Annotated in this window: 20 protein-coding genes and 1 pseudogene; 6 read left to right on the top strand and 15 right to left on the bottom strand. The window is 51.0% G+C overall.

The genetic code is table 11. The annotated features are described in order from the left end of the window. Positions 1-32 precede the first annotated feature (32 nt). From ACFQ03_RS25190 to ACFQ03_RS25175, 4 genes and pseudogenes are all read left to right on the top strand, one after another. The gene (locus ACFQ03_RS25190) at positions 33-176 is read left to right on the top strand and encodes a MerR family transcriptional regulator (RefSeq protein WP_379291811.1); all 144 of its coding nucleotides are present in this window, start codon (positions 33-35) and stop codon (positions 174-176) included. Positions 177-250: 74 nt separating this feature from the next. Then, positions 251-364: pseudogene (locus tag ACFQ03_RS25185) on the top strand (IS607 family transposase); the annotation flags it as partial. Next, positions 324-1,436: an RNA-guided endonuclease InsQ/TnpB family protein gene (locus ACFQ03_RS25180; RefSeq protein WP_379291789.1), complete on the top strand. Its 1,113-nt coding sequence runs from the start codon at positions 324-326 to the stop codon at positions 1,434-1,436. The pseudogene ACFQ03_RS25185 and the gene ACFQ03_RS25180, both read left to right, overlap by 41 nt. Before the next feature lie 162 nt (positions 1,437-1,598). Next, positions 1,599-2,573, top strand: coding sequence for an SPL family radical SAM protein (locus ACFQ03_RS25175; RefSeq protein WP_260982077.1), 975 nt, complete (start codon positions 1,599-1,601; stop codon positions 2,571-2,573). Positions 2,574-2,660: 87 nt separating this feature from the next. On the opposite strand, the gene ACFQ03_RS25170 is transcribed toward ACFQ03_RS25175, so the two are convergent. The 9 genes from ACFQ03_RS25170 to ACFQ03_RS25130 all read right to left on the bottom strand — a co-directional run bounded on the left by ACFQ03_RS25170 (position 2,661) and on the right by ACFQ03_RS25130 (position 11,086). Next, on the bottom strand, positions 2,661-3,335 hold the full coding sequence (locus tag ACFQ03_RS25170; protein ID WP_379291785.1) for a uracil-DNA glycosylase: 675 nt from the start codon (positions 3,333-3,335) through the stop codon (positions 2,661-2,663). A 183-nt stretch (positions 3,336-3,518) separates the two neighbouring features. Beyond that, the gene (locus ACFQ03_RS25165; protein ID WP_379291783.1) at positions 3,519-4,496 is read right to left on the bottom strand and encodes a diaminopimelate dehydrogenase; all 978 of its coding nucleotides are present in this window, start codon (positions 4,494-4,496) and stop codon (positions 3,519-3,521) included. Positions 4,497-4,704: 208 nt separating this feature from the next. Continuing rightward, complete coding sequence (locus tag ACFQ03_RS25160) at positions 4,705-5,091, bottom strand: DUF488 domain-containing protein (protein ID WP_379291781.1); 387 nt, start codon at positions 5,089-5,091, stop codon at positions 4,705-4,707. Between the two features lie 96 nt (positions 5,092-5,187). After that, positions 5,188-6,201: a protoglobin domain-containing protein gene (locus tag ACFQ03_RS25155; RefSeq protein WP_379291779.1), complete on the bottom strand. Its 1,014-nt coding sequence runs from the start codon at positions 6,199-6,201 to the stop codon at positions 5,188-5,190. Between the two features lie 561 nt (positions 6,202-6,762). After that, complete coding sequence (locus ACFQ03_RS25150; RefSeq protein ID WP_379291777.1) at positions 6,763-7,860, bottom strand: PRK06851 family protein; 1,098 nt, start codon at positions 7,858-7,860, stop codon at positions 6,763-6,765. A 139-nt stretch (positions 7,861-7,999) separates the two neighbouring features. Further along, the gene (locus tag ACFQ03_RS25145) at positions 8,000-8,602 is read right to left on the bottom strand and encodes a uracil-DNA glycosylase (protein ID WP_379291775.1); all 603 of its coding nucleotides are present in this window, start codon (positions 8,600-8,602) and stop codon (positions 8,000-8,002) included. A 339-nt stretch (positions 8,603-8,941) separates the two neighbouring features. After that, positions 8,942-9,298 carry a hypothetical protein gene (locus ACFQ03_RS25140; protein WP_379291773.1) on the bottom strand — a complete coding sequence of 119 codons (357 nt, stop codon included), beginning with the start codon at positions 9,296-9,298 and terminating at the stop codon, positions 8,942-8,944. A 123-nt stretch (positions 9,299-9,421) separates the two neighbouring features. Next, entirely contained in the window at positions 9,422-10,243 is an 822-nt protein-coding gene (locus tag ACFQ03_RS25135) for a DUF4097 family beta strand repeat-containing protein (RefSeq protein ID WP_222126662.1), read from the bottom strand. 96 nt (positions 10,244-10,339) lie between these two features. Next, positions 10,340-11,086, bottom strand: coding sequence for a YwmB family TATA-box binding protein (locus ACFQ03_RS25130; protein ID WP_144937344.1), 747 nt, complete (start codon positions 11,084-11,086; stop codon positions 10,340-10,342). 253 nt (positions 11,087-11,339) lie between these two features. Between ACFQ03_RS25130 and ACFQ03_RS25125 the strand changes: the two genes are divergently transcribed. Continuing rightward, positions 11,340-12,053 (top strand): gamma-glutamyl-gamma-aminobutyrate hydrolase family protein, encoded by a 714-nt coding sequence (locus ACFQ03_RS25125; protein WP_379291770.1) that lies wholly within the window; start codon positions 11,340-11,342, stop codon positions 12,051-12,053. 144 nt (positions 12,054-12,197) lie between these two features. Further along, positions 12,198-13,178 (top strand): peptide-methionine (S)-S-oxide reductase MsrA, encoded by a 981-nt coding sequence (gene msrA / locus ACFQ03_RS25120; RefSeq protein WP_144937350.1) that lies wholly within the window; start codon positions 12,198-12,200, stop codon positions 13,176-13,178. Positions 13,179-13,296: 118 nt separating this feature from the next. Here the strand turns inward: msrA and ACFQ03_RS25115 are convergent, their stop codons facing one another. The 6 genes from ACFQ03_RS25115 to ACFQ03_RS25090 all read right to left on the bottom strand — a co-directional run bounded on the left by ACFQ03_RS25115 (position 13,297) and on the right by ACFQ03_RS25090 (position 20,747). Next, entirely contained in the window at positions 13,297-13,815 is a 519-nt protein-coding gene (locus ACFQ03_RS25115) for a ferritin family protein (RefSeq protein ID WP_144937354.1), read from the bottom strand. Between the two features lie 148 nt (positions 13,816-13,963). Then, positions 13,964-16,627, bottom strand: coding sequence for a TPM domain-containing protein (locus ACFQ03_RS25110; RefSeq protein ID WP_379291767.1), 2,664 nt, complete (start codon positions 16,625-16,627; stop codon positions 13,964-13,966). A 369-nt stretch (positions 16,628-16,996) separates the two neighbouring features. Then, entirely contained in the window at positions 16,997-17,782 is a 786-nt protein-coding gene (locus ACFQ03_RS25105) for an energy-coupling factor transporter transmembrane component T family protein (RefSeq protein WP_379291765.1), read from the bottom strand. Continuing rightward, positions 17,763-19,556 carry an ABC transporter ATP-binding protein gene (locus tag ACFQ03_RS25100; RefSeq protein ID WP_379291763.1) on the bottom strand — a complete coding sequence of 598 codons (1,794 nt, stop codon included), beginning with the start codon at positions 19,554-19,556 and terminating at the stop codon, positions 17,763-17,765. Before ACFQ03_RS25100 ends, ACFQ03_RS25105 begins: the two co-directional genes overlap by 20 nt. Continuing rightward, positions 19,540-20,130 (bottom strand): ECF transporter S component, encoded by a 591-nt coding sequence (locus ACFQ03_RS25095; protein WP_144937366.1) that lies wholly within the window; start codon positions 20,128-20,130, stop codon positions 19,540-19,542. The genes ACFQ03_RS25100 and ACFQ03_RS25095 overlap by 17 nt, the downstream gene beginning before the upstream one ends. Before the next feature lie 14 nt (positions 20,131-20,144). After that, entirely contained in the window at positions 20,145-20,747 is a 603-nt protein-coding gene (locus tag ACFQ03_RS25090; protein WP_379291760.1) for a YkoF family thiamine/hydroxymethylpyrimidine-binding protein, read from the bottom strand. Positions 20,748-20,764: the final 17 nt, after the last annotated feature.

The following is a 20,764-nucleotide window of genomic DNA, read 5'->3' as shown; positions in this document are numbered from 1 at the left end:
TACTCTATACCAAATGATATAGAGGTGATGTAATAAAGCTGTACGGAATTGGCGACTTTTCGAAGTTGATTGGCGTTACGCAGCAAACTTTGAGGATATGGGACAAGGATAAACGGCTATCGCCGTCCTTAGGACGGGCGCGTTTACCGATGAAATATAAGAACAGGTATAGATGAAAACTTATACTTTCTTATATTTTAAAAAAGGAAAGCTAAAACCCCATCATGTCAGCGCCAGCGGATACAGCGCCACCGAATTTAGTTGTCGATTGCAAGGGAAACGAGCGAACAAAGCGAGAAAGATGCCCAAGGAGTTGATGGAAGATGATTCTTGCGAAAAAAGTCAGAATCAAACCGACTCCTGATCAGGAACAAGCGTTATGGCGTTCGGCCGGGGCGGCTAGGTGGGTATACAATTGGACGCTGGCTCGTCAGGAAGAAAACTATCGGAATGGCGGCAAGTTTATTCCTGATGGCGAGCTGCGAAAAGAATTGACGAAGCTGAAGCAGACGGAAGAATATGCGTGGCTGAACGATATATCCGCCCAGACAACGAAACAAGCCGTCAAAGACGCATGTGATGCCTACAAGAAGATGTTCAAAGGACAATCCGGGAAACCGAAGTTCAAAAGCAGAAAACATTCAAAACCAGCATTTTATAGCAGATATGACCGATTTAAAGCAGATGGAAACACGGTCTATCTGGAAAAGATCGGCTGGATACAAACCAATGAACCGATTCCTCAATCAGGAGCATATAGCAATCCGCGAGTATCCTTTGACGGCAAGTATTGGTATGTGTCTATTGGTATCAGGCACGAGCAAGAGAAGTCCGAACTGACGGACGAGGTGATCGGTATTGACGTGGGCATTAAGGAATTGGCGGTATGCAGTAACGGAATGGTGTTCAAGAACATCAACAAGTCTGCCGCCGTAAGAAAGGTGGAGAAACGCTTGCGTCGGTTGCAGCGCAAGGTTTCCCGCAAATACGGGATGAACAAGGAGGGAAACCGTTTCGTCAAGACACGCAACATTGTAAAAGTCGAAAATTCGATTCGTTTGCTTCATCGGAGACTAGCGAATATCCGCACCAATCACATTCACCAAACGACGAGCGCGATAGCGAAAACCAAGCCAAGCGCTGTAGTGATGGAAGACTTAAATGTGAGCGGAATGATGAAGAACCGCCACTTGAGCAAGGCGATTGCCGGACAGAAGCTGCACGAGTTCATCCGGCAGATGAAATACAAGTGCGAGAAGATCGGCGCGAAATTTGTTCAAGCCGCCAAATGGTTCCCTTCATCGAAAATGTGCTCATGTTGTAGTCAGATCAAGCCGGACCTGAAACTGTCTGATCGTACCTATGAATGTACTTGCGGACATGTGATCGACCGCGACTTGAACGCGGCGATCAACCTATCTAAATTGGCGGTCTGACACGTATCTTGTCATCGCCAATATGTAGGATTCGTTGCATCCGAATTTACGCCTGTGGAGTGTCATACCAAACGCGAGTAGTTCCGGCAAAAGCGGACACGGCGAAACAGGAAGCAAACAAGGATTTATAGACTTTTATAAGTTCTTGGCAACGGGAGAAGATTGTCCGGCCCAATTCAGTACGAGCCCATAACAGCCAAGACCATGCTCAATTCGGTCAAGGCGCCCTCCATGCCTTTTGACTGGTCTCTAAATCCGTACAGAGGATGTCAGCATGGATGCAGCTTCTGCTATGCCCGCAGCACTCATTCCTACCTGGGAGAGAAGGCGGACGATACGTTTCAGAAGCATATCTATTTGAAGGAGAATGCGGCGGAAGCATTGAAGCGGCAGCTTGCAGCCGCCGCCCGTTCGAAGAAAGGTTTGGAAGCACTGGGGAGCATCGCCATAGGCACCGCGACCGATCCTTATCAGCCTATCGAGAGCCGGGCCCGTCTGACTCGGCAATGCCTGGAGGTCCTGATTGAATATGGGGTACCGGCCAGTATAACGACCCGGTCCCCGCTTATCCTGAGAGACCTTGACTTGCTGAAGAAGCTGCCTCATGTATCGGTTAACCTGAGCGTCAATACATTGAACCGGAAGCTATGGAGACAGTTGGAGCCCTCCACCCCGTCCCCGGTCAAAAGACTGGAAACCGTCAAGCAGTTGAGGGAAGCCGGAATAGAGGCCGGAATTTTCATGGCGCCGATCCTTCCCTATTTGACGGATACCCCGGAAGAGCTGCAGGAATTCGTCGATACCGTTCCTTCGTACAATCCTTGTTATGTCATACCGTCCTATCTGCGGTTGAGCACAGCCGAAGTGAAGGTTTGGTTCTTCGCCACCCTGGAACAGACCTATCCGGAGCTGCTCGCCCGCTATGCCCGTCTCTACCGGCATTCGGGCTATATCCCGTCCGAATACCGCGAGGAGAAAATGTATTTCATCAAAGAGCAGCTTGCCCGGCACCATCTGCAGACTTCCCATTCGGGGCCTAAAGACAATTCCCATATTCACAAGACGGAGCTCCGCCTAGACCCGCAGGAGGCGGAAGAACAGCCGGTTCAGTTGAGCTTTTCCTTCGAGAATCTTTAATCGCACTAATATTACTCGAGGTAGATTATTATCCCGGATAAATAACAGAGTCCGTCCTTGCAATCTCCGAGGTCCATCTGAAGCAGCTTACAGATCCGGGATCTGCCAATCTATCTCGGCGATCCCGTTCTCCCGCAGGAAGCGGTTGGCTCTGGAGAACGGCCTGCTGCCGAAAAATCCCCGATTCGCCGAGAACGGGCTCGGATGCGGGGACTTGATGATGCAGTGCTTGTCCGATGTAATCTGCGCCGCTTTCTCCTGGGCATATTTCCCCCATAACAAGAAGACAAGCGGCTTCTCCCGTTCGTTAAGCAGCTCGATCACCCGATCCGTGAACGCTTCCCATCCCTGCCCTTGATGGGAATTTGCCATCCCCCTTCTGACCGTCAGCACCGAATTCAGCATGAGTACCCCCTGCTCCGCCCAGCTTTGCAAATAGCCATTATTCGGAATTTTGCAGCCCAGATCGTCGCGAAGCTCTTTATAGATATTTTGCAGAGATGGGGGAGGCTGGATGCCCGGCAAGACCGAGAAGCTTAAGCCGTGAGCCTGACCGGGACCGTGATACGGATCCTGGCCGATAATGACCACCTTCGTATTCTCATATGGCGTTGAATGCAAGGCCGAATATATATGGTGCATATCCGGATATACGGTATAAGTTTTATACTCCTGAACGAGAAACTCTCTTAAACGGAGATAATAAGGCTTGGCAAATTCATCCTCAAGCAGCGGTGCCCAATCGTTCTTCAAAATAGCCATTCTACTTACCTTCCTTGTATGAAAATTAAGTTTAATAGAATTGTAGCATAATCTCCCGGGCCTCTTCACTGCATCAAGCACAAAAAAACAAGCCTGCAGAATGATCCATCCGCAGGCTTGTCCTATTCCTCCCGCAGCCGATGCTCCCGGCTTACGGGTTGGTTGTTCCATATTATCGTTTGCTTACAAAAGCTCTTTGCGCAGCTGTTCAGGAGATTTGGGGGACAGGGCACCAAACGGAATATCAAACACCGTCTTGGCCCCGGTTTGTCCTTCCTTGGCCAGTCTATAAGCCGCTCTGGCATAAGCGACCAGCACGCTCGCCGTAAATTCGGGATTGCTGCCCAGCTTCAGCACGAACTCGATCAATTGAGTGCTGTCCGCTCCGGTCTTCCCGGAACGAAGCACATGACCGCCGTGAGGCATAGCCGAGTGGTTGGCCTTCATCTCTTCTTCCGAAATGAAGTGAACGATCGTCTCGTAATCGGCGAAGTAATTCGGCATCGACTTGATCTCCGCCTCGATCCGATCGCGATCGGCGCCCTCCTCGGGTACAATAAAGCATTCCCGCAGATGCTTGTCCCGGGTCGACAGCTCCGGATTCTCTCCGGCGCGAACTCTCGATACGGCCGTTTCGCTTGGAATCGTATATTGGATGCCGAGCTTGACTCCTTCTACCCGGCGAACCGCATCCGAGTGTCCTTGGCTGACTCCCTTACCCCAGAAAGTATATTCCTTACCCTCGGGAAGAATGGCTTCCCCGAGCAGACGGTTCAGGGAAAACAAGCCGGGATCCCAGCCGGTAGAGATGACACTGACGTGCCCGGACTTACGCGCTTCGGCGTCTACCTTGGCGAAATATTCAGGAATGCGGGCATGGGTATCGAAGCTGTCCACCGTGTTAAACATTGCGGCAAATTCGGGCCCCTGGACAGGCAGATCGGTCGCAGATCCCCCGCATAGAATCATTACATCGATCTTATCTTGATAAGCCTGCACTTCAGAAATATGGACCAGCTTGGAGCCTGCTGTGAGCTCTTCCGGTTTTCTTCTTGTGAAGATGGCCTCCAGTTGGAAATCAGGGTTTTGTTTGAGTGCAAGCTCTACACCTTTACCCAGATTCCCGTAGCCTACAATACCGACAGTTATTTTATGTTCCATATGATTTCCCTCATTTCTGTGACCAGAAGATTTATATTTCCTGTAATACAAGTTCGTGCTTTGAAACATTATATCAATAAAATTAACATCATCACAACGAACCGCTCAATAGAAATATTTTATAGCTATCGGAAAGCATTTTTATTTCTGAAGGACCCCCGGAATCCGGCCCCATAATATCCGCCCCTATATCACTTGCGGGTCAGGACTAGCTTTGTTTATTCATTCCCTCTTTCTCTTCCAGCCATTCCTTCAAGACAACCGCTTGATTATATCTTTCATCTTTGGCCGCATATAGAAGGGTGACAGGCTCCTTGCCCCTAACCATTTGTCTAAGCTTATGCAGGGTCCGGCCAGCTTCCCCGTCGGCCTGGTCCAATTCCCGCATATATTGTTCTTTGAACGATTCAAATCTATCCGGATTGTGGGCAAACCATTGGCGCAGCGCTCGGCTGGGAGCCGCTTCCTTCATCCATTCATCCAAGTGTGCGGCTTCTTTAGTCATGCCTCTTGGCCAAAGCCGGTCTACCAAAATTCTAAGTCCGTCCGTCGGCGCCTGCTTGTCATAGATCCGTTTGACCGAGATCTTGCCCATACCAAATCCCCCTTACATATAGAATCCTGCCGCATGAAAGGGCCAATCCAGCAGCAAGAGCGTCTTCCCTAATGGAGACGCTCCTCTTTATACCCATCAGCCGGTTTTCGCCGTCTTCAATCTTTCCAGTTCGGAGGTAACCTTTTCAATCATATTAACGAAGGAAGCCAGCTCTTGGGAACTGACCGATTGATTCTTGGCATAGTTCGAAGTCCGCTTCGATTCTTCTTCTACCTGGCGCAGAAAACGATGAACGGACGTCAGCTTGAGCCGGATTTGATCCAGGGCTTCTCTGGAACGGGAAGCCAGCTTACGGACCTCGTTGGCCACGACCTCGAAGCCCCGCCCCTCTTCTCCTGCACGTGCGGCTTCAATGGCTGCGTTAAGACCGAGCAAATGGGTCTGATCGGAAACTTCCTGCATCAAGGTACCCATTTCATTTATGTACTGAATTTCCTTATCCAGCTCGTACAGCAGATGATTCGCCTTTTCCTGGGAGTTGACGGTATTCTCCGCCATCTCGGCCACAGACTGACTGCTTGCTCCAAGCTGAACCATCATGCCCACAAGATCCTGAATGGAGGCATTAATTCCTTGCAGCATCTTGCTTTGTTCCATACTGACCGCTTCCAGTTTTGCCTTCTCCAGCTTCTCGTATGCTTCCAGAACCAATTGGGAGTCGAAATTAAACATCTTGGTCAAGGAATGGATCACCTTCACCCAATCTTGGGGCATGGTTTGTTGAAAACGGACGGAAGCTATGTCCAGATAAATCATATACGTTCCCAAATACCAGTTGGAATCCAATCCGATTCTAGAATGAACAGAGCCTATATGCATACGCTTCTGAATATACTCCTCGTCAATAACCCCTTCGGTCATCGACATGAAATACCATCTTTGGGTTTCTTTCAGACGCTCCATCGTACTATGCTTCTCAATAACTTCCTTCAATTCGGGATGCGCCATAATATGGTCATAAAGCTCGTCCACCAAGCTTTCCACAATTTGTTGAAACTCCGCTTTCTTCGATTTCAGCAAGGACAAATCCGCATCGCGGATGCCTACATACTCCAGCTGTCTCCTGCGTTCCTCTGTCAAATTAATCATTCTTCAACGCCTCCCGATGTCTTCAACCAAATTTCCTGCTTTTGCTCTTAATCTTATTATAGTATTAATCCCGTTCAGAATCCTCCTTTATTTGTAAAAAAAGCTTTTAACGAAGTTTTTTCGAAGATGAATAACCCGGTATTAGCGGAAGCTTTTTATGCCAATTAGAAAGTCACTCCATTTCAATACTTTAATGAACTTAAACTTTCCAATGTGGTAAAAAAAGCTTTTAACGAAGTTTTTTCAAAGATGAATAACCCGGTACTAGAGGTGGCTTTTTATGCCAATTGGAAAGTCGCTCCATTTCAATACTTTAATGAACCTAAACTTTCCAATGTGGTAAAAAAAGCTTTTAACGAAGTTTTTTCGAAGTTGAATAACCCGGTATTAGCGGAAGCTTTTTATGCCAATTAGAAAGTCACTCCATTTCAATACTTTAATGAACTTAAACTTTCCAATGTGGTAAAAAAAAGATTTACGAAGTCTTTTCGAAGAGGTGAGAAAACAGTAGCAATAAATTACAGGGACTACCTGATCAGATAGTCCCTGCAATAGGATGGATTAAATCTTATGGACTTGCTTCTCGAAAGCCCCCCGAATTCGGCTCTCGATCTCAGCAACCTTGGCGGAATCTACACCTTTGCGGTAAAGCCTCTTCCATTCGTCGCGCAGACTTTTCACCTTGGCCAAGCAAGCATTGGCTTCACTCATTGCCGAAGTATAGCGGGCACGGATCTCCGCAATCGAATCCGCATATTTTTCATCTATTCCTGGCGGAAAGGTTTTCTCATACATATCCAAAATTTCATCCCCTGCCCGGGAAGGAAAATGCTCATGGGGAGCCGTACTATCGAAAATGGCCACATCGATATCCGGAAAAATCAGCATATCGAGACTGTTCGGGTCGAAGCCGCAATGGAACATTTCCACATCATACCCTTTTCTTTCCGCCTCGGCAGCCAGCTTCTTCATCATCGTCGATTTCCCCGAGCCTGGGCGCCCCTTAACGAAAATCCGTCTGGAGAGTCCCTCTGTCAAAGGCATGATGAAATCAACAGGGCCTCTGGATGTCGCCGCTCCAAGATAGCGGTGAATGACCTTGGCCGGTTTCGAATCCCTCCTTGCTCCAAATAAAGAATCGATCAATTCCCGGGTAATTCGATCGGCTGCAGCATGATCCATGTTATCGATGTAGATCTTTTCCCATTCATCGTGGATATGCAAGCCCTTGTTATAAGTATCTATCGCTTTATTGTACCAATGCTCTATTTCCAGCTGCAGTTCGGACATCCGGCTCTCATCCGCCTGCAATAAATTACGATCGACCGCTTCATCCAAATCGAATACCTCAAGCGCATTCCCTACACCGGATTGCAAAGCTTCAGGACAAGCCGTGCCGTCAATCAAACCGGCCTGCAAGCCGGTAACGATCATCCCGTCCAGGTCTTCACTGTCGAGGGAGGAATGATAAAGCTCCACATCCCAGCCCCGTTCCCGCATTGTATTCGCCAAATTTCGAATGATGGCGGATTTCCCCGTACCGGGCCCTCCTGTAAGAACATAGAGGCTCTTCACATTGCTGTAAGCCGAATCAAACAGGCTGTGAGGACCTTTCGCTGTATTTCCGACAATAAAATAAGACTTCGCCTGACCTCGCATCGATTAGCCACTCCTTTCGGTTGCATCACTCTTGCCTCTATATGGATAATATATGCTTGCGCCCAGGATGTGTGTTTGCCTAAGAGTCAATCATAGCAAGTCAAATCAGACGCGGTACGCTGGTAGAGCCCACCATGCGTTACTTATTTGTGAGCGCCCCGGTTCCGGCATGCTCTTGCCGATAACGGTCAAACAGCATCTTCCAATCGGCGGCAAAACGGGGGTATAAATTAGGTCTTCTCCGAACCGCCAGAGGGTGATAAGAAACCAAAAGAAGATGGCGCCCATCGGCTTCAAGCCACGTTCCCCGCAGTTCCTTAACCTCGGCCTCCGGATTTCCGAGAAAAGACTGCACAGCCGTATTTCCCAAGCAAAAAATAAACCGTGGAAGCTTCTGATCTAACTGCAGCTGCAAATGCTCCCTGCAGGCCGCTCTTGCCTTTTCTTTATTGTAGGCTCTCTTCGGCCGGCATTTCAATAAATAGGTTACATAGAGATCGTTCTCGGTGAAGCCCGCCTCCCATGCGGCCTTCTGTAACGTTTGCCGGGTGCCGCAAACATACGGCTCTCCGTCCCGGTTCTCCCTCTCCCCGGGGTTGTCCAACAAAATTAGAACGGATGCTTGCGGATTCCCCTCTCCCCAAATCACCCGGGTGCGCTGTCCGGCTAACTCGCAATTGCTGCAATTTATGGCATGGGGAGGAGCCGGTTCCTCCTGCCAACTGGTCGCTTGAAAATCCATTCTCTTCACCGCCTTCTGATTTTTTCCCATACTGATCCATGGAGCCTGTCCAACGAGACAAGTTTAGACATCCAATCGCTGTTATTCTCAGATTTCTTGGGAATCTATTTTTTGAAGGTTGAAATCCTGGGATAACGAGGCGAACGCCGGCGCTTTTCCAGGCCGGAAACTTACTTCTTCGGTTCCTTTCTCACCTAACACGAATTCGGTCAGCGGATAGTCTTCAAACGGATTGAAGCTTGTTTCGCTCGACTGGACCCGGGTCACATGACCCGGTTGCCCACAAACATACTAATAAGCCAAGAACCGGCAGTTGGTTCTGCCGGTTCCCTTATGCTGCTATACTTCCCCATTTTCCGTTCGGGGAAACGTCTCATCCACTTCCCAAGACTCCACCAACTGATGGGCCTTCTGAAGAGGATATCCTCTTCCCATTAAATACGCTATTAATACTACTTCCGTCATGGCATGTCGGGTACCCGTCGTTTGCGCCTCCTTTAATCCGTAATTCACCAGCGGGCGGAAGCGGGCAATCAGCTCCCGGGGGCGAATCGATGGCTGGGCAAAAGCGGGTAAAACTCCTGGTCCTTCAGGATAAGAAGGATGGGATGGATAGGACGGATACGACGGGTAAGACGGAGATGGGTATAACGGCTGGGGAGATCCATAGGGGATTCCCGTATCAAAATAACTCACTGAAAGTAACACTCCTTTATCGGGTTGTTCCTTAGGCTGCTATATCCTATGCATTCGCCCGAACAAAGGATAGGGACCAACGCCCATTATTTATTGGACCCCGTCGCGGATCTGTGCCCGAGTTCACCTCGTCAGAGAAAAATCACCCGAGCTTGTCCTTACCTTCATCTTGATCTTCCCCTCACCTATCTTGCCGACAATCCGGTTGGATTTATCCGTTTCGTATTCGAAGCCCTCCAGTCCGACTCTGCCATCCCCCGAACCGGAACGGAAATCGAGGTCCAGCCCCGAAGGCCAGTCGCTTAGCCGGATGTCGATATCCCCGCTGGACGTTTCCAGATTCATGTCTTGTCCCAGCTCACCCAGCTCTATCGAAATTTCCCCCGAACTGGTTTCTCCCTGGAGCTCAGCCGATCCGTCGAGAATGCTGATATCTCCGCTGGATGCCCGGAACTCAATCAGATCGGCGGAGAACCGGCTGACCTGAATGTCCCCGGAAGAGCTTCTTAACTGCATATAGACCGCATTCACCGAATCGAGGCTAAGGTCTCCGCTTGAGCTCTCCAGCTTCAATTCTTTATAAATCTTCTCGGGGAGCTCTACCTTGAGATTAACATCGTTTGGCGCGAAGCCGAAGCTGATGCCGTTAGGCAGATTCACCTCAACATTCAGAGTGTCTCCGGCCTCTTTGACCCGCAGAGCCGTCTTCTTCCGGTAGCTTTGGTTTGCCTTCCCCTCCAGCTTAATCACAATCTGCTCAGCGTCGCCGGAGACCATTTGCACATCTGCACTGCTGGTATTAATATTGATTCTTTCTATTTTGTCAGCGTCCACTGATTGCTCTTGAAATACATTCTTACTGGCGAACCAGGACAAGCCTCCTTGGGAAATTACAATATAAATGACGACCGCTACAAAAAAAAGCACTGCCAAAAAGATTTTCATCGATCCTCTCATTCGAGAAAACCTTCCCTCCCATCTCTTCGCGGCCTTATACTGACAGCCGCTTGCACGGCGTTCGCTATAAACAATTATGCCGTGCTAATACTCCATCGTGATTGCCGGAAAACCGAGGGTCAGCCTCCATTTGCCGCTTTCGGTCACTTGGTGCACAGCGGCTTGCGCATGAATTTTATGCTGTCCGCTTATGATATATTCATTAAGCAGCGGGGAGGACAATGAAACGCTCAAGCTTCCGGCATCTTCATAACGGTCAATGCGCTGAGCCTGCAGCTTATTCTGTACGCTCAGGATAACCTCTTCCTTGCCGGAGTTCGCCTGCAAGCTATCCCGTACCATCCCCTGAATCCCTATATTCCATCTAGCTCCATCGCTTTCCGGCATCGATTCCCGCCACTCCAAAGCCTGCGGAAATTCCCGGACAGCCCCATCCCAACGCACGGTCAGATAAGCCGTAACACCATCATCCAGGGCGACTAGTCTCATCGTTACCTGACCGCCGGACATAGGTGCGGCGGTCTCATAGCAGAGGCGTCCATCCGGGAGTGCGTTCAGGCTTCCTTCCGGCAATTGAAGCCTCTCTGCGGTCTCGCGGCCTATAGCTGTGAATTCCGCCGGATCGCTATAAGTGTTAAAAACACTCTCCTGATAGATTACCAGATTAGCTTCATCATATAAAGAATCGGTTAAGTTCATCAGTTCCCGCCATGGGTCTTCGGCTGCCGTAACATCGGCAAACACGCGAAATTGCCCCCATACCCCTAACAAAATAAGGAAAATAGTGATAAGTGCCAGTCGATTAATAGAAAATGGCGATCTGAAAGACATTCTTAATCACCCCATCTTTAAAAAATAGACTTTTATTAGTTCTTCTCACACTCAGTTTTCCCGAATCTAGCAAAAGCTATACTTGTTTTTCTTTCTATTAAATAGCTTCATTCTTCCGACAAGTAATATTTAGTATTACAAAGTATGACAAAGGAATTCCAAATTCGACATTTTCCCCTGAAATCTCCTAAGCCCCGGCCTCTTCTAACCTGGAAGAAGAAGGAGTACAATGGAATCAAACTAAGGACGAAAGGTGGTCTTTGCGATTAAACCGCTTGTGGGAATTACCTGTTATATGAATGAAGAGCAGGTTTATCTCGGACATGTATATTCGGATACGATACTGAGATCCGGGGGATTGCCTGTTGCTATTCCGGTCATTCGGGAGCTGCAGGATGTGGAGCAATTAGCCGAAACTCTGGACGGCTTACTGTTATCTGGAGGGGAAGACATCGATCCGGAGTGGTACGGAGAGGACCCTATCCCCGGACTGGGCACTGTGACCCCGGCAAGAGACTGGAGCGAGATTCACCTGGCCCGCCGCTTTCTCGCGCTGAACAAACCGGTATTTGCCATTTGCCGCGGCTGCCAGGTGTTAAATGCGGCCTTCGGGGGAAGCCTATATCAGGATCTGGGTTCGCAGCATCCCTCTATCCAGCATGCCCAGAAAGCTCCCCGATCGCATAGGAGCCACAAGATCACCATTCTGGAAGGCACGCTTCTTCATAGCATTGCCGGCACAGAACAGGTCAAGGTCAACAGCTTTCACCATCAGGCGGTCAAGCAGGAAGCCCCCGGCTTCCGGGTTTCCTCCCGGGCGCCCGACGGAGTCATTGAATCGGTCGAGCATCCCGGTTCCAAGTTCGTTCTTGGCGTCCAATGGCATCCCGAACATACCGCGCTTACGGACAGCTTGTCCGCCAAATTGTTCGAAGCCTTCGTCCAAGCCTGCAGCAGCCCGGATTAAACCCATGGAACGAAGCCGCCGATATTCGACATTCCTTCGTTACGTCATTCGCCATACATTTGCCAATGCCGAGAAGGATAATTACAATAAGAATCATCTCAATCCGTTTCACCCTGACAAATAGTATATGAAGGAGGACACACCATGGCCCCGCAAGAAGAACGTAACTATGAACTGGCCACTTTCGCCGGCGGATGCTTCTGGTGCATGGTTTCCCCATTCGAGGAATTGCCCGGCATCATTCAAGTCGTATCCGGATATACCGGCGGGACTCTGGAAAACCCGACCTATGAACAGGTCTGTTCGGACACAACCGGGCATTATGAAGCGGTTCAGATCACCTATGACCCCGAGATTTTCCCTTATCGCAAGCTGTTGGAAATCTACTGGATGCAGATCGATCCGACCGATGAGGGAGGACAATTCTATGACCGGGGAAGCTCTTACCGGACGGCCATCTTCTATCACAATGAGAAGCAGAGGGAAGAAGCCGAGCAATCCAAGAAGGAGCTGGAAGATAGCGGCCGCTTCGACAAGCCGATCGTGACCCCGATTATTCCGGCGGCACCTTTCTACCCGGCAGAGGATTACCATCAGAATTACCATCGCAAAAATCCCGCCCATTACCGTCGTTATCGGCAAGGCTCCGGCAGGGAGGATTTTATCGAACGGCATTGGAGCCGCAAGATAGATCGGGACAGCTTAAAAACTCGCCTCACCCCTATGCAGTATGAGGTTACTCAAAACGAAGCTACAGAACCGCCTTTCCAAAATGAATTTTGGGATTCCAAGGAAGAAGGCATCTATGTCGATATTATATCGGGAGAGCCTCTCTTCAGTTCCCTGGATAAATTTGATTCCGGGTGCGGGTGGCCCAGCTTTACGAAACCGCTGCAGTCACACAGCATCAAGGAGAAGCTGGACCTGAAGCATTCGATGGTTCGAACGGAGGTCAGAAGCCGGGTAGCCGACTCGCATCTCGGCCATGTCTTCAACGATGGGCCGGCACCCACCGGGCTTCGTTATTGTATCAACTCCGCTTCTTTACGCTTTATTCCGAAGGAAAGACTGGAGGAAGAAGGCTACGGAGAGTATCTCTATTTATTCGAACATAAGAACGATTAACTTTCTCGTTAGAGAGCATCGCCCAAGCCTCATCACGAATGATGAGGCTTCGCCTGCGTCCTGCCATGCGGCTGCCCAATCGCCCAGCCGCATGTTGACGTCGGCCTATGGGGTCGGATTATCTGGTCCTGTTCCAAATGTAAGAGAACCAGGTGGCATGCCGCTGCTCGTCATGCGAGGCGTTGATCAGCCCTCTGCGCAGAGGCAAAGGCACAATCTCCGACAATCGCTGATAGCTCTTCGAATCCTCCAGCTCGTCCTTAATGGATTCCTCTACACCCTTAACGAAAGATTCCGGGAGTGGACCCGCCTTAATTTCCGGCTTGCGACCGCCTGTCAGCTGGGAATAATAGCTGGAAAATAGCCGGAAGTGGTGTTCCTCATCCTGCTTTATGTCTGAAATTATTTTACGAAATTCTTCGTCAGGAGCTTCTCTGGCCAGCCATTCATATGTCCGGATAGCGTTGTATTCTCCATTGATCGCTTTGGCCAGCTCCCGGATCAGCGAGGCAGTATCCGTATCGGCTGCGGGTCCGGCTTGCAGCCGGGTATTGTACGAAGGACCTGCGCTATATGGCGGATATACCCAGCTTCCTCCCCATAGAATTGGAGAGCTCCCGTAACGATTCCCTTTCATCCTTAGTTCCTCCTTTCCATGAGATTCTGCTAATACTCTATGGAACTACCGCCTATTTGGTGCCTATGGTTCATAATCCAGGTGCAGCTATTGAGCACAATAAAAGCACGATCCGCTTAGGATCGTGCTGTTCGCATGTCCGGGTGAACTACCAATTGGAGCCCCCGGATTTATTATTGTTGTTTGAGCCGGAACCCCAGGAGGAACCGCCGGATTTGTTCGCTGAGGAGCTCGAACCCCATGTAGAGCCTCCGGACGTATTCCGCGAAGAGCTTGAACTCCAAGAAGACCCTCCGGACGTATTCTGCGAGAAGCTGGAATCCCTTGTAGAGCTCCCGGAGGTATTCCGAGACGAGCCGTAACCCCATATAGAGCTTCCGGAAGGCTTGCGCGACGAGTTGGAACCCCATATAGAGGTTTCCGAGGAACTGGACCCCCAGCTTGAAGAGGAGGCCGATGTCCGCTCTGAATATAGCTTACGCTGATATTCGTTATCCATTTCGTCAATAAGATATTGTACCTCGTTAACCTTCTCGGCTGCATCCATATAGAAGCCGGAGGCCATCAGGTTGTTCACTTCATAAAGAATATTGCGGTAGTTCTTCTCATATTTTCTCACCCGGATCTTCCTCCGGGTCCTGGCCACTGCAGATTGGAAGCTTGATTCCATAAAGCTGATCGCTTCCAGAGCATAGTTCTTTTCCCCTAATACGAATTCGACATGGATCACGAAATCGTCGATGCTGCCGGAAAATTCGCGGACATGCCGCTCAAGTTCCTGTAAAGAGTACGGGGTAGTATGGAGCATCGATTTCAACTTTTGAAACATGGGATAGATAATGGGGTAGGTTTCGTCCGGCCCTGCCCCCTCCAAGAAGATTAGCTTTTCATTTCTGGCCAACTGCGCAGATTCCATGAATTGCTTCCAGCTCTCATTCACGACCGTTCGCAGATCATCCATAGCTTCGTTCAATTGCATGGAAATCGACTGGCAATGGCTTGAAATTTGATCCACCCCGTCAAGCCACTGAAGCATCTCATCCAGCTTTAGACGAGCCTCCTCAAAGTGTTGGTGATCATCATCCGTCAGCTTGATTACATTGGGAAGCTGAACGGCCGTATCCTGCATCATCCGTTTGGCAGCCTCCAGGGAAACGGCCAGGTCCACCCAATGCTCCTTAACGAAAGCCGCCCGCAGATCACTCAATAACTGCTCCAGATCGGCCTCGACCTTCGCGAACTCCGCTATTTTCTGCTTGATGAATCGAATATCCTCCTGGTTCTTGCCCCGCAAATAAGCATGCCTCTTCGTCATCTCCAGTGCTTCCGCCAGCAGTTCGTCCATTCTTCCGGATATCTGGCGAATACTAGGCATATTTCCGACCCGCAGCTCTGCCAATAAGGGCTCCATATTCCTCTGCGCCTCATCCAGCTTGGAGTACGGATCGATTCCGACCAATTTCAGGCAATGCTCGTTTATCCAACGCTCCAGCTCTTGTCTGCATTCCGATAAGGTTTGAGGAAAGGCGTTATACTTATTCAACCATTGGGGCAGTTCTTCAGCCTCCTTGAACGCTTTCTCCATGGGCTGCGTTAACCCGGCGGCCGCTTCGCTCGCTCTTAAAGGATCGAACACCTTCAGATCGCGCACCCGACTAAGCTCCGCTTCCAACTCGGTCAATTCCTCCGTCATGCAGGTTAACGGAAAGGAGTGCTTCTCCGCAAGCCGTTGAACCGTCGATTGAGCGGCTTCCAGCTTCCCGGATAGGTCCTCGACCTTTCTAGTCACTTGACGTTCGGTTTCCCCCACCCGGACAATTTCCGGATAAATCTTCTCGAAGACAGCCTGACAATTCGCTACTGTTAATCTGCCTTCACGAATTCCCTGGCGAAGAGCGAGCAGCCTGATAAAAAGGATCTTCGCCTCCATGTCCTGCTGCAGCTTGCCTAGGTCAATCAACAGCAGTGTGACAAGTTCGTTAAGCTGGTTGACCAGCTTCTCGGTCTGTCCTTGAACCAGCCCGACATAAGGCTTCAGTTCTTCGTTGGCATGACTAACCTCAATCAGCAGTTGATTCGCTCGGGACCGAAGCTTGGACCACTGGATTTTGAGAATCATTCCATATAGTAATATCCATGCCAGAACAACCGAGGTGAGAACGATAGCGATCAGAGTCCAGTTCCACTGGCTCAGAGGAGGTATTAAAGGTTTCTTGTCAACATCGGCAGAGGTTTCGGCCGGGCTCATGTCCCCCGCCTGCGGTTCAGGATCGGCAGCGGGAGCCTCCGGCTCCGGATCAGGGACAGAGGCAGGCTGGACCGCCTCGGCGTCTTCTGCCGCCAGTTCATGAACCGCATTCATCAGGTTCAAGCTGGCCTGAGCGAAATCCCCTTCTTTAGCCGCGGGAATGAAATACTCCTCCGTCAGCCTTCCGATCAGTTCACCGATATCGCCGCCGCCATAGAAGGATCGGATGCTCCGCTGGAGCTCCTCGCTGACCAAATTCATTTCAATCCGCCGGTCCTGACTGGATATCAGCAGCAATATTTCATTATTTTGCAAACCCCATTCATTAAATACGCGTGTCGTATAATCGAACGGATCTTCACCCTGCAAGCTGTCGATCGTCAAAATATAGAAAGTATAGAGGGGCCCTTGAGCCGCCTGCTCCAACGAGGCCAGCGCCTCCTCACGGAACATGCCCGCCTGGTCCTGCACCGTTCCATTCTTCACAGGAGTATTTGCCGCCCAGACCATGACCGGGCTCAATAGTAAACATAATAAGAGCAGGAAGCAGGTTAATTTCTTCACAAGTCTATCCCCCATTTTCATGTCTATAATCATCAGTATACTGAAAATAAAGGAAATTGGATAGAGATGGCAATTTTAACTTGTGCGTCGATTTATATGATTATAGATTATTCATACATAAACTACGCCTTTGCGGCATTTACTGTATGCTTTATCGTACAAAATGCGCTCGATCGCAATAATCTTCGCGCATTTTCGCTTGGCCGCACCGAAAGTTGAGTTACAAACTATGCAAAAAAAGCCGCCCCCATCCAGAGAGGATGAAAGCGGCCGCGGGGAATCCACGCATCGGTCATTGCATCAATCATTGCATCGATCAACGCACTTCGGCCATTATATCGCCATAGCATCACCCATGACACCGGTCGTTTACAATTGCCCGGCGTACCACTGCAGCAAACCGAGCCTCCAGGAAATATAGAAGGAAAGCAGCAGGACGGCAAGCATACTCCCCAGGAACATCCAATCCCGGGGCTGCACCTTAACCTTCTGATAGAAGGTCCGGTCGCGTGAACCGGTAAACCCTTTGGATTCCATCGCTACGGCTGTTCTCTCCGCCTTGCGTATGGCGCTGGCCAACAGAGGGATGACGTAACGGCGGATTTGCTTCAGCTTCCCACGAAACCCTCCGCTTCGGTTGATCCCCCTTACTCGATGGGCATTTTGCAATATTTGCAGCTCCTCCCTGAACAGAGGAAGGAAGCGATAGCCCGCCATAATGCTGTAGGCCAGCTTGGGGGACAGCTTGAACTGCTGCATCAGACTAAGCATCAAGCGGGTGGAATCGGTCGTGAAGACGAACATCAGAGACAGGGCTGCGAAGCTTAGCATCCGTGCGGCCAACGAAGCTCCGCGAATCAAGGCCTCTTGGGTAACCTCCAGCCATCCCAACCGCAGAAGTATCGTCTCAGTTCCTCCCTCCGGCACCTTGGCAAATAGTATCGCCGTCCAAATATAGCCCAAAGCAACGATCAGGAAGGGAGAGAAAAACAGCAGCCATTTCTTGGCCGGGACCCGGCCGAATATAAAAGTGATCCCGATCGTCCAGGACAAAAAGAGGAGAGGAGTAAGGGGATCGAACACGAGAGCAAGCAAACAGACGCAAAGCAGAACGGCAGCCACCTTGATCCCCGGATTAATGCTCTGTAATACCATAAGGCAGCCTCTCCTGATCGGTAAGATGAACTTGCTCACCGAGCACCTTCCATACGGAAACCGGTATCGGCAGCAAGAGCCGGGCCTCCTCCAGCAGATCGGAGGAATAGTCCCACAGCTCAAACGGCGTGCCCGCAAAACGAAGACGGCCGGCTATCAACACGGCAACCCGGTCCGCATACTGCCGCACCAGCTCCATGTCATGAGTAATCATGACAACCGATTTGCCCTGTTCCTTCAACTGAACCAACAGATTCATAAGCTGCCCTGCCGTGTATGCGTCCTGACCGAAGGTCGGCTCGTCCAGCACCAGTATCCTCTGCTCGTCGGCGAGCATGGAGGCCACGCTGAGCCTTCTCTTCTGCCCCTGGCTGAGGGCAAACGGGTTCTCTTCGGCCAACTCCGCCAAACGAAACATACGCAGCGACTCTTGTACCCGCTCGCTAATTTCCCGCTCCGGCATTCCTTGAATCCGCAGGCTTAAGGCCACCTCTTCAAATACCGATGAGGTGACGAACTGGTGCTCGGGATTCTGGAATACAAGCCCGACTTGCCGGCGCAGCTCTCTCTCGTTCCAAGAAGATAAGGGACGACCATAGAGCGCAATCTCCCCTTGAGAAGGACCGGATAAAATCCCTGCCAATGCATGAGATAGGGTCGTTTTCCCAGCACCGTTAGGTCCTACAATGGCGAGCAGTTCGCCCGGATAAAGCTCCAGGCTCAGTTCCTGCAGAACAGACTTGTCTTTGCGGGAATAGGAAAATTGATTTAGCGTCATAAGAGGGGACTTCACAGCAAGAGCTTGCTCCTGCCCACATCGGGGCGGTACGGCCCCGCTGGCTGCCGGGTCCCCCTCCACCCCGGCATCCGGACAGCGAAGCGCAGCCGCCAATTCCGCCCATCCCCGGTAGGGCTCCTGAATTCCCGCCAGCAGCTCCCGCTCCGTCAGCGGATCATGACTGCCGGCATAGATGCCTTGGGCCCGCCAATCCTTCCCCATCCTGTAGGCCGTCGGCCACCATATCCCTTCCTCCCGACTCCATTCTTCGTGATTACGGAAGAAGTCTCTCAATCCTCCCTGGTACACCAGCTTCCCCCGGCGATCCATCGCCACAGCCCGATTGGCGACCGTCATCCAGTCATCCAGCTTATGCTCGATAATTACGAGCGTCAATGAGCTTCTCTTCCGCAAACGGTCTATCATGCAGACGAATTCCCGGGTCGACAGCGGATCCAGATTGGCCGTCGGCTCATCCAGAATGAGGACGCCGGGCTCCATAGCCAGAACGCATGCCAGGGCCAGCTTCTGCTTCATTCCGCCGGAGAGCTGATGGAGCTTGGACCTTCTGCATTCCGCAAGCCCTGTCCAATTCAGTGCCCGGTCGATTCGCGCGTCCATCTCCTCCGGAGGAACCGCCAGGTTTTCCAGGCCGAAGGCCACCTCATCCTCGACAGTCACCATACAGAACTGACTCTCCGGATCCTGGAAGACCATTCCGATGCGGCGGCTAATATCCGACCGGCTGTAAGAGCTTATTTCTTGGCCCTGCAGCAGAATTGTTCCGTCAGAATGACCATCCACCGCCTCCGGATACAGGCCGTTTATACAGTAAGCGAGCGTGCTCTTGCCCGATCCGCTCGGCCCCAGCAGAAGAACCGCATCGTTCTCCGCTACTTCGAAGCTGACGTTATCGATGACCGGAGCCGACTCTTCATCGTAAGCAAACGTCCACCGGCGCACCTCCAGCAGACGGGAGTTAACCTGCAATGTCATGATGCTCTCTCTTTCTTGCGGATTTGGCAATGGCAAAGCCTCTCAGCACCCCGGTCTTGGCAAGGCCGTCCGCCACCCCTTTGCCCAACAGGCCGGCCAGAACAGCCCCGCTGATGAGGCGAAGAATGAACATGGCCGTGACGTATCCCGGGTGAAGAGCCGCATAGCCCGAGACGAAGAAGCCCCACACGAAGCTGAACACCGCCGAGCCCATTCCCGCGCAGACCAGCACCCAGGTCGAATAGCGCTGCCAGCCGGTAGCGGCAAATACAGCCTCCGCCCCGAGCCCCTGAATCATCCCCGACAGCAGCAGTCTGGGGCCGGCCACATTGCCCATCAGCAGCTCGATGGCTGCGGTAATCGTCTCGGACACGAAAGCCGCCCCCGGTTTGCGGATAATGTAAGCGGCGATGATGGATACAATGAACCAGATGCCGAAGATAAACTCGTAGCCAATCGGGCCCATCAGGCCGACCAAGACATTGCCGAATTGTAGGAAAGCCAGATAGACTACGGCAAAAACGACCGATAACGCGGCAAGCACTACCACCTCGCGAAGCTTCCAACGCTTCATTACGGCAGCCCCCTCTACACTCTGTCCGGCTTCCTGGAAGGGCTGTTCGCAGAAAGCACGGCCGTCATGGTCACATGGGAAGCGAGCTTGCTCGCATTCACGAACGATTCTTCCAAAGAGGCAAACACTTCATGGGCATCCCCGTCCAATCGGCTCGCATAGTGAACGCCGCCGCTGAAGGTTCCCCGCGCTTTGGCCCGTTCGATTTGGTCATAAATAATTTTCATATAGCCTTGGTTCCCGAGAGGATACAGGGCGAACTGGCAAGCCGTCTCGATCGAATGCTGCCGCAAACCGGCCTCATTCATCCTCTCCTCATCCTCGGACAAATAGACGTCTCCTTCACTATCGCCCGGACAGCCTATAGAGAAAGTCCCGTTCCATACGACATGCAACCCGGAGACAGCAGCCTGAATGTAAACCGCCTTGGCCACATCGAAGACATGCTCGGCCTTCCCCCGAATACAAGTGCTGATATCATCCGTGCTCATCCATACTTTAGATCGATCCACCTTCTCCAACACGCCCATAATGATTTCTACGAACCGGTCCGACATGGGATAAAGAGAGAACCGGCAGCCGACGATCCGACTGGCTCCACAACCTGTCTGTTCCATTTGCGAACACCCTCCAT

The organism is Paenibacillus residui (assembly GCF_042677205.1).
GTDB classification, from domain to species: domain Bacteria; phylum Bacillota; class Bacilli; order Paenibacillales; family NBRC-103111; genus Paenibacillus_L; species Paenibacillus_L residui.
The sequence above is the reverse complement of the archived record's forward strand: the minus strand, read 5'-3'. Positions and strand labels throughout refer to the sequence as shown.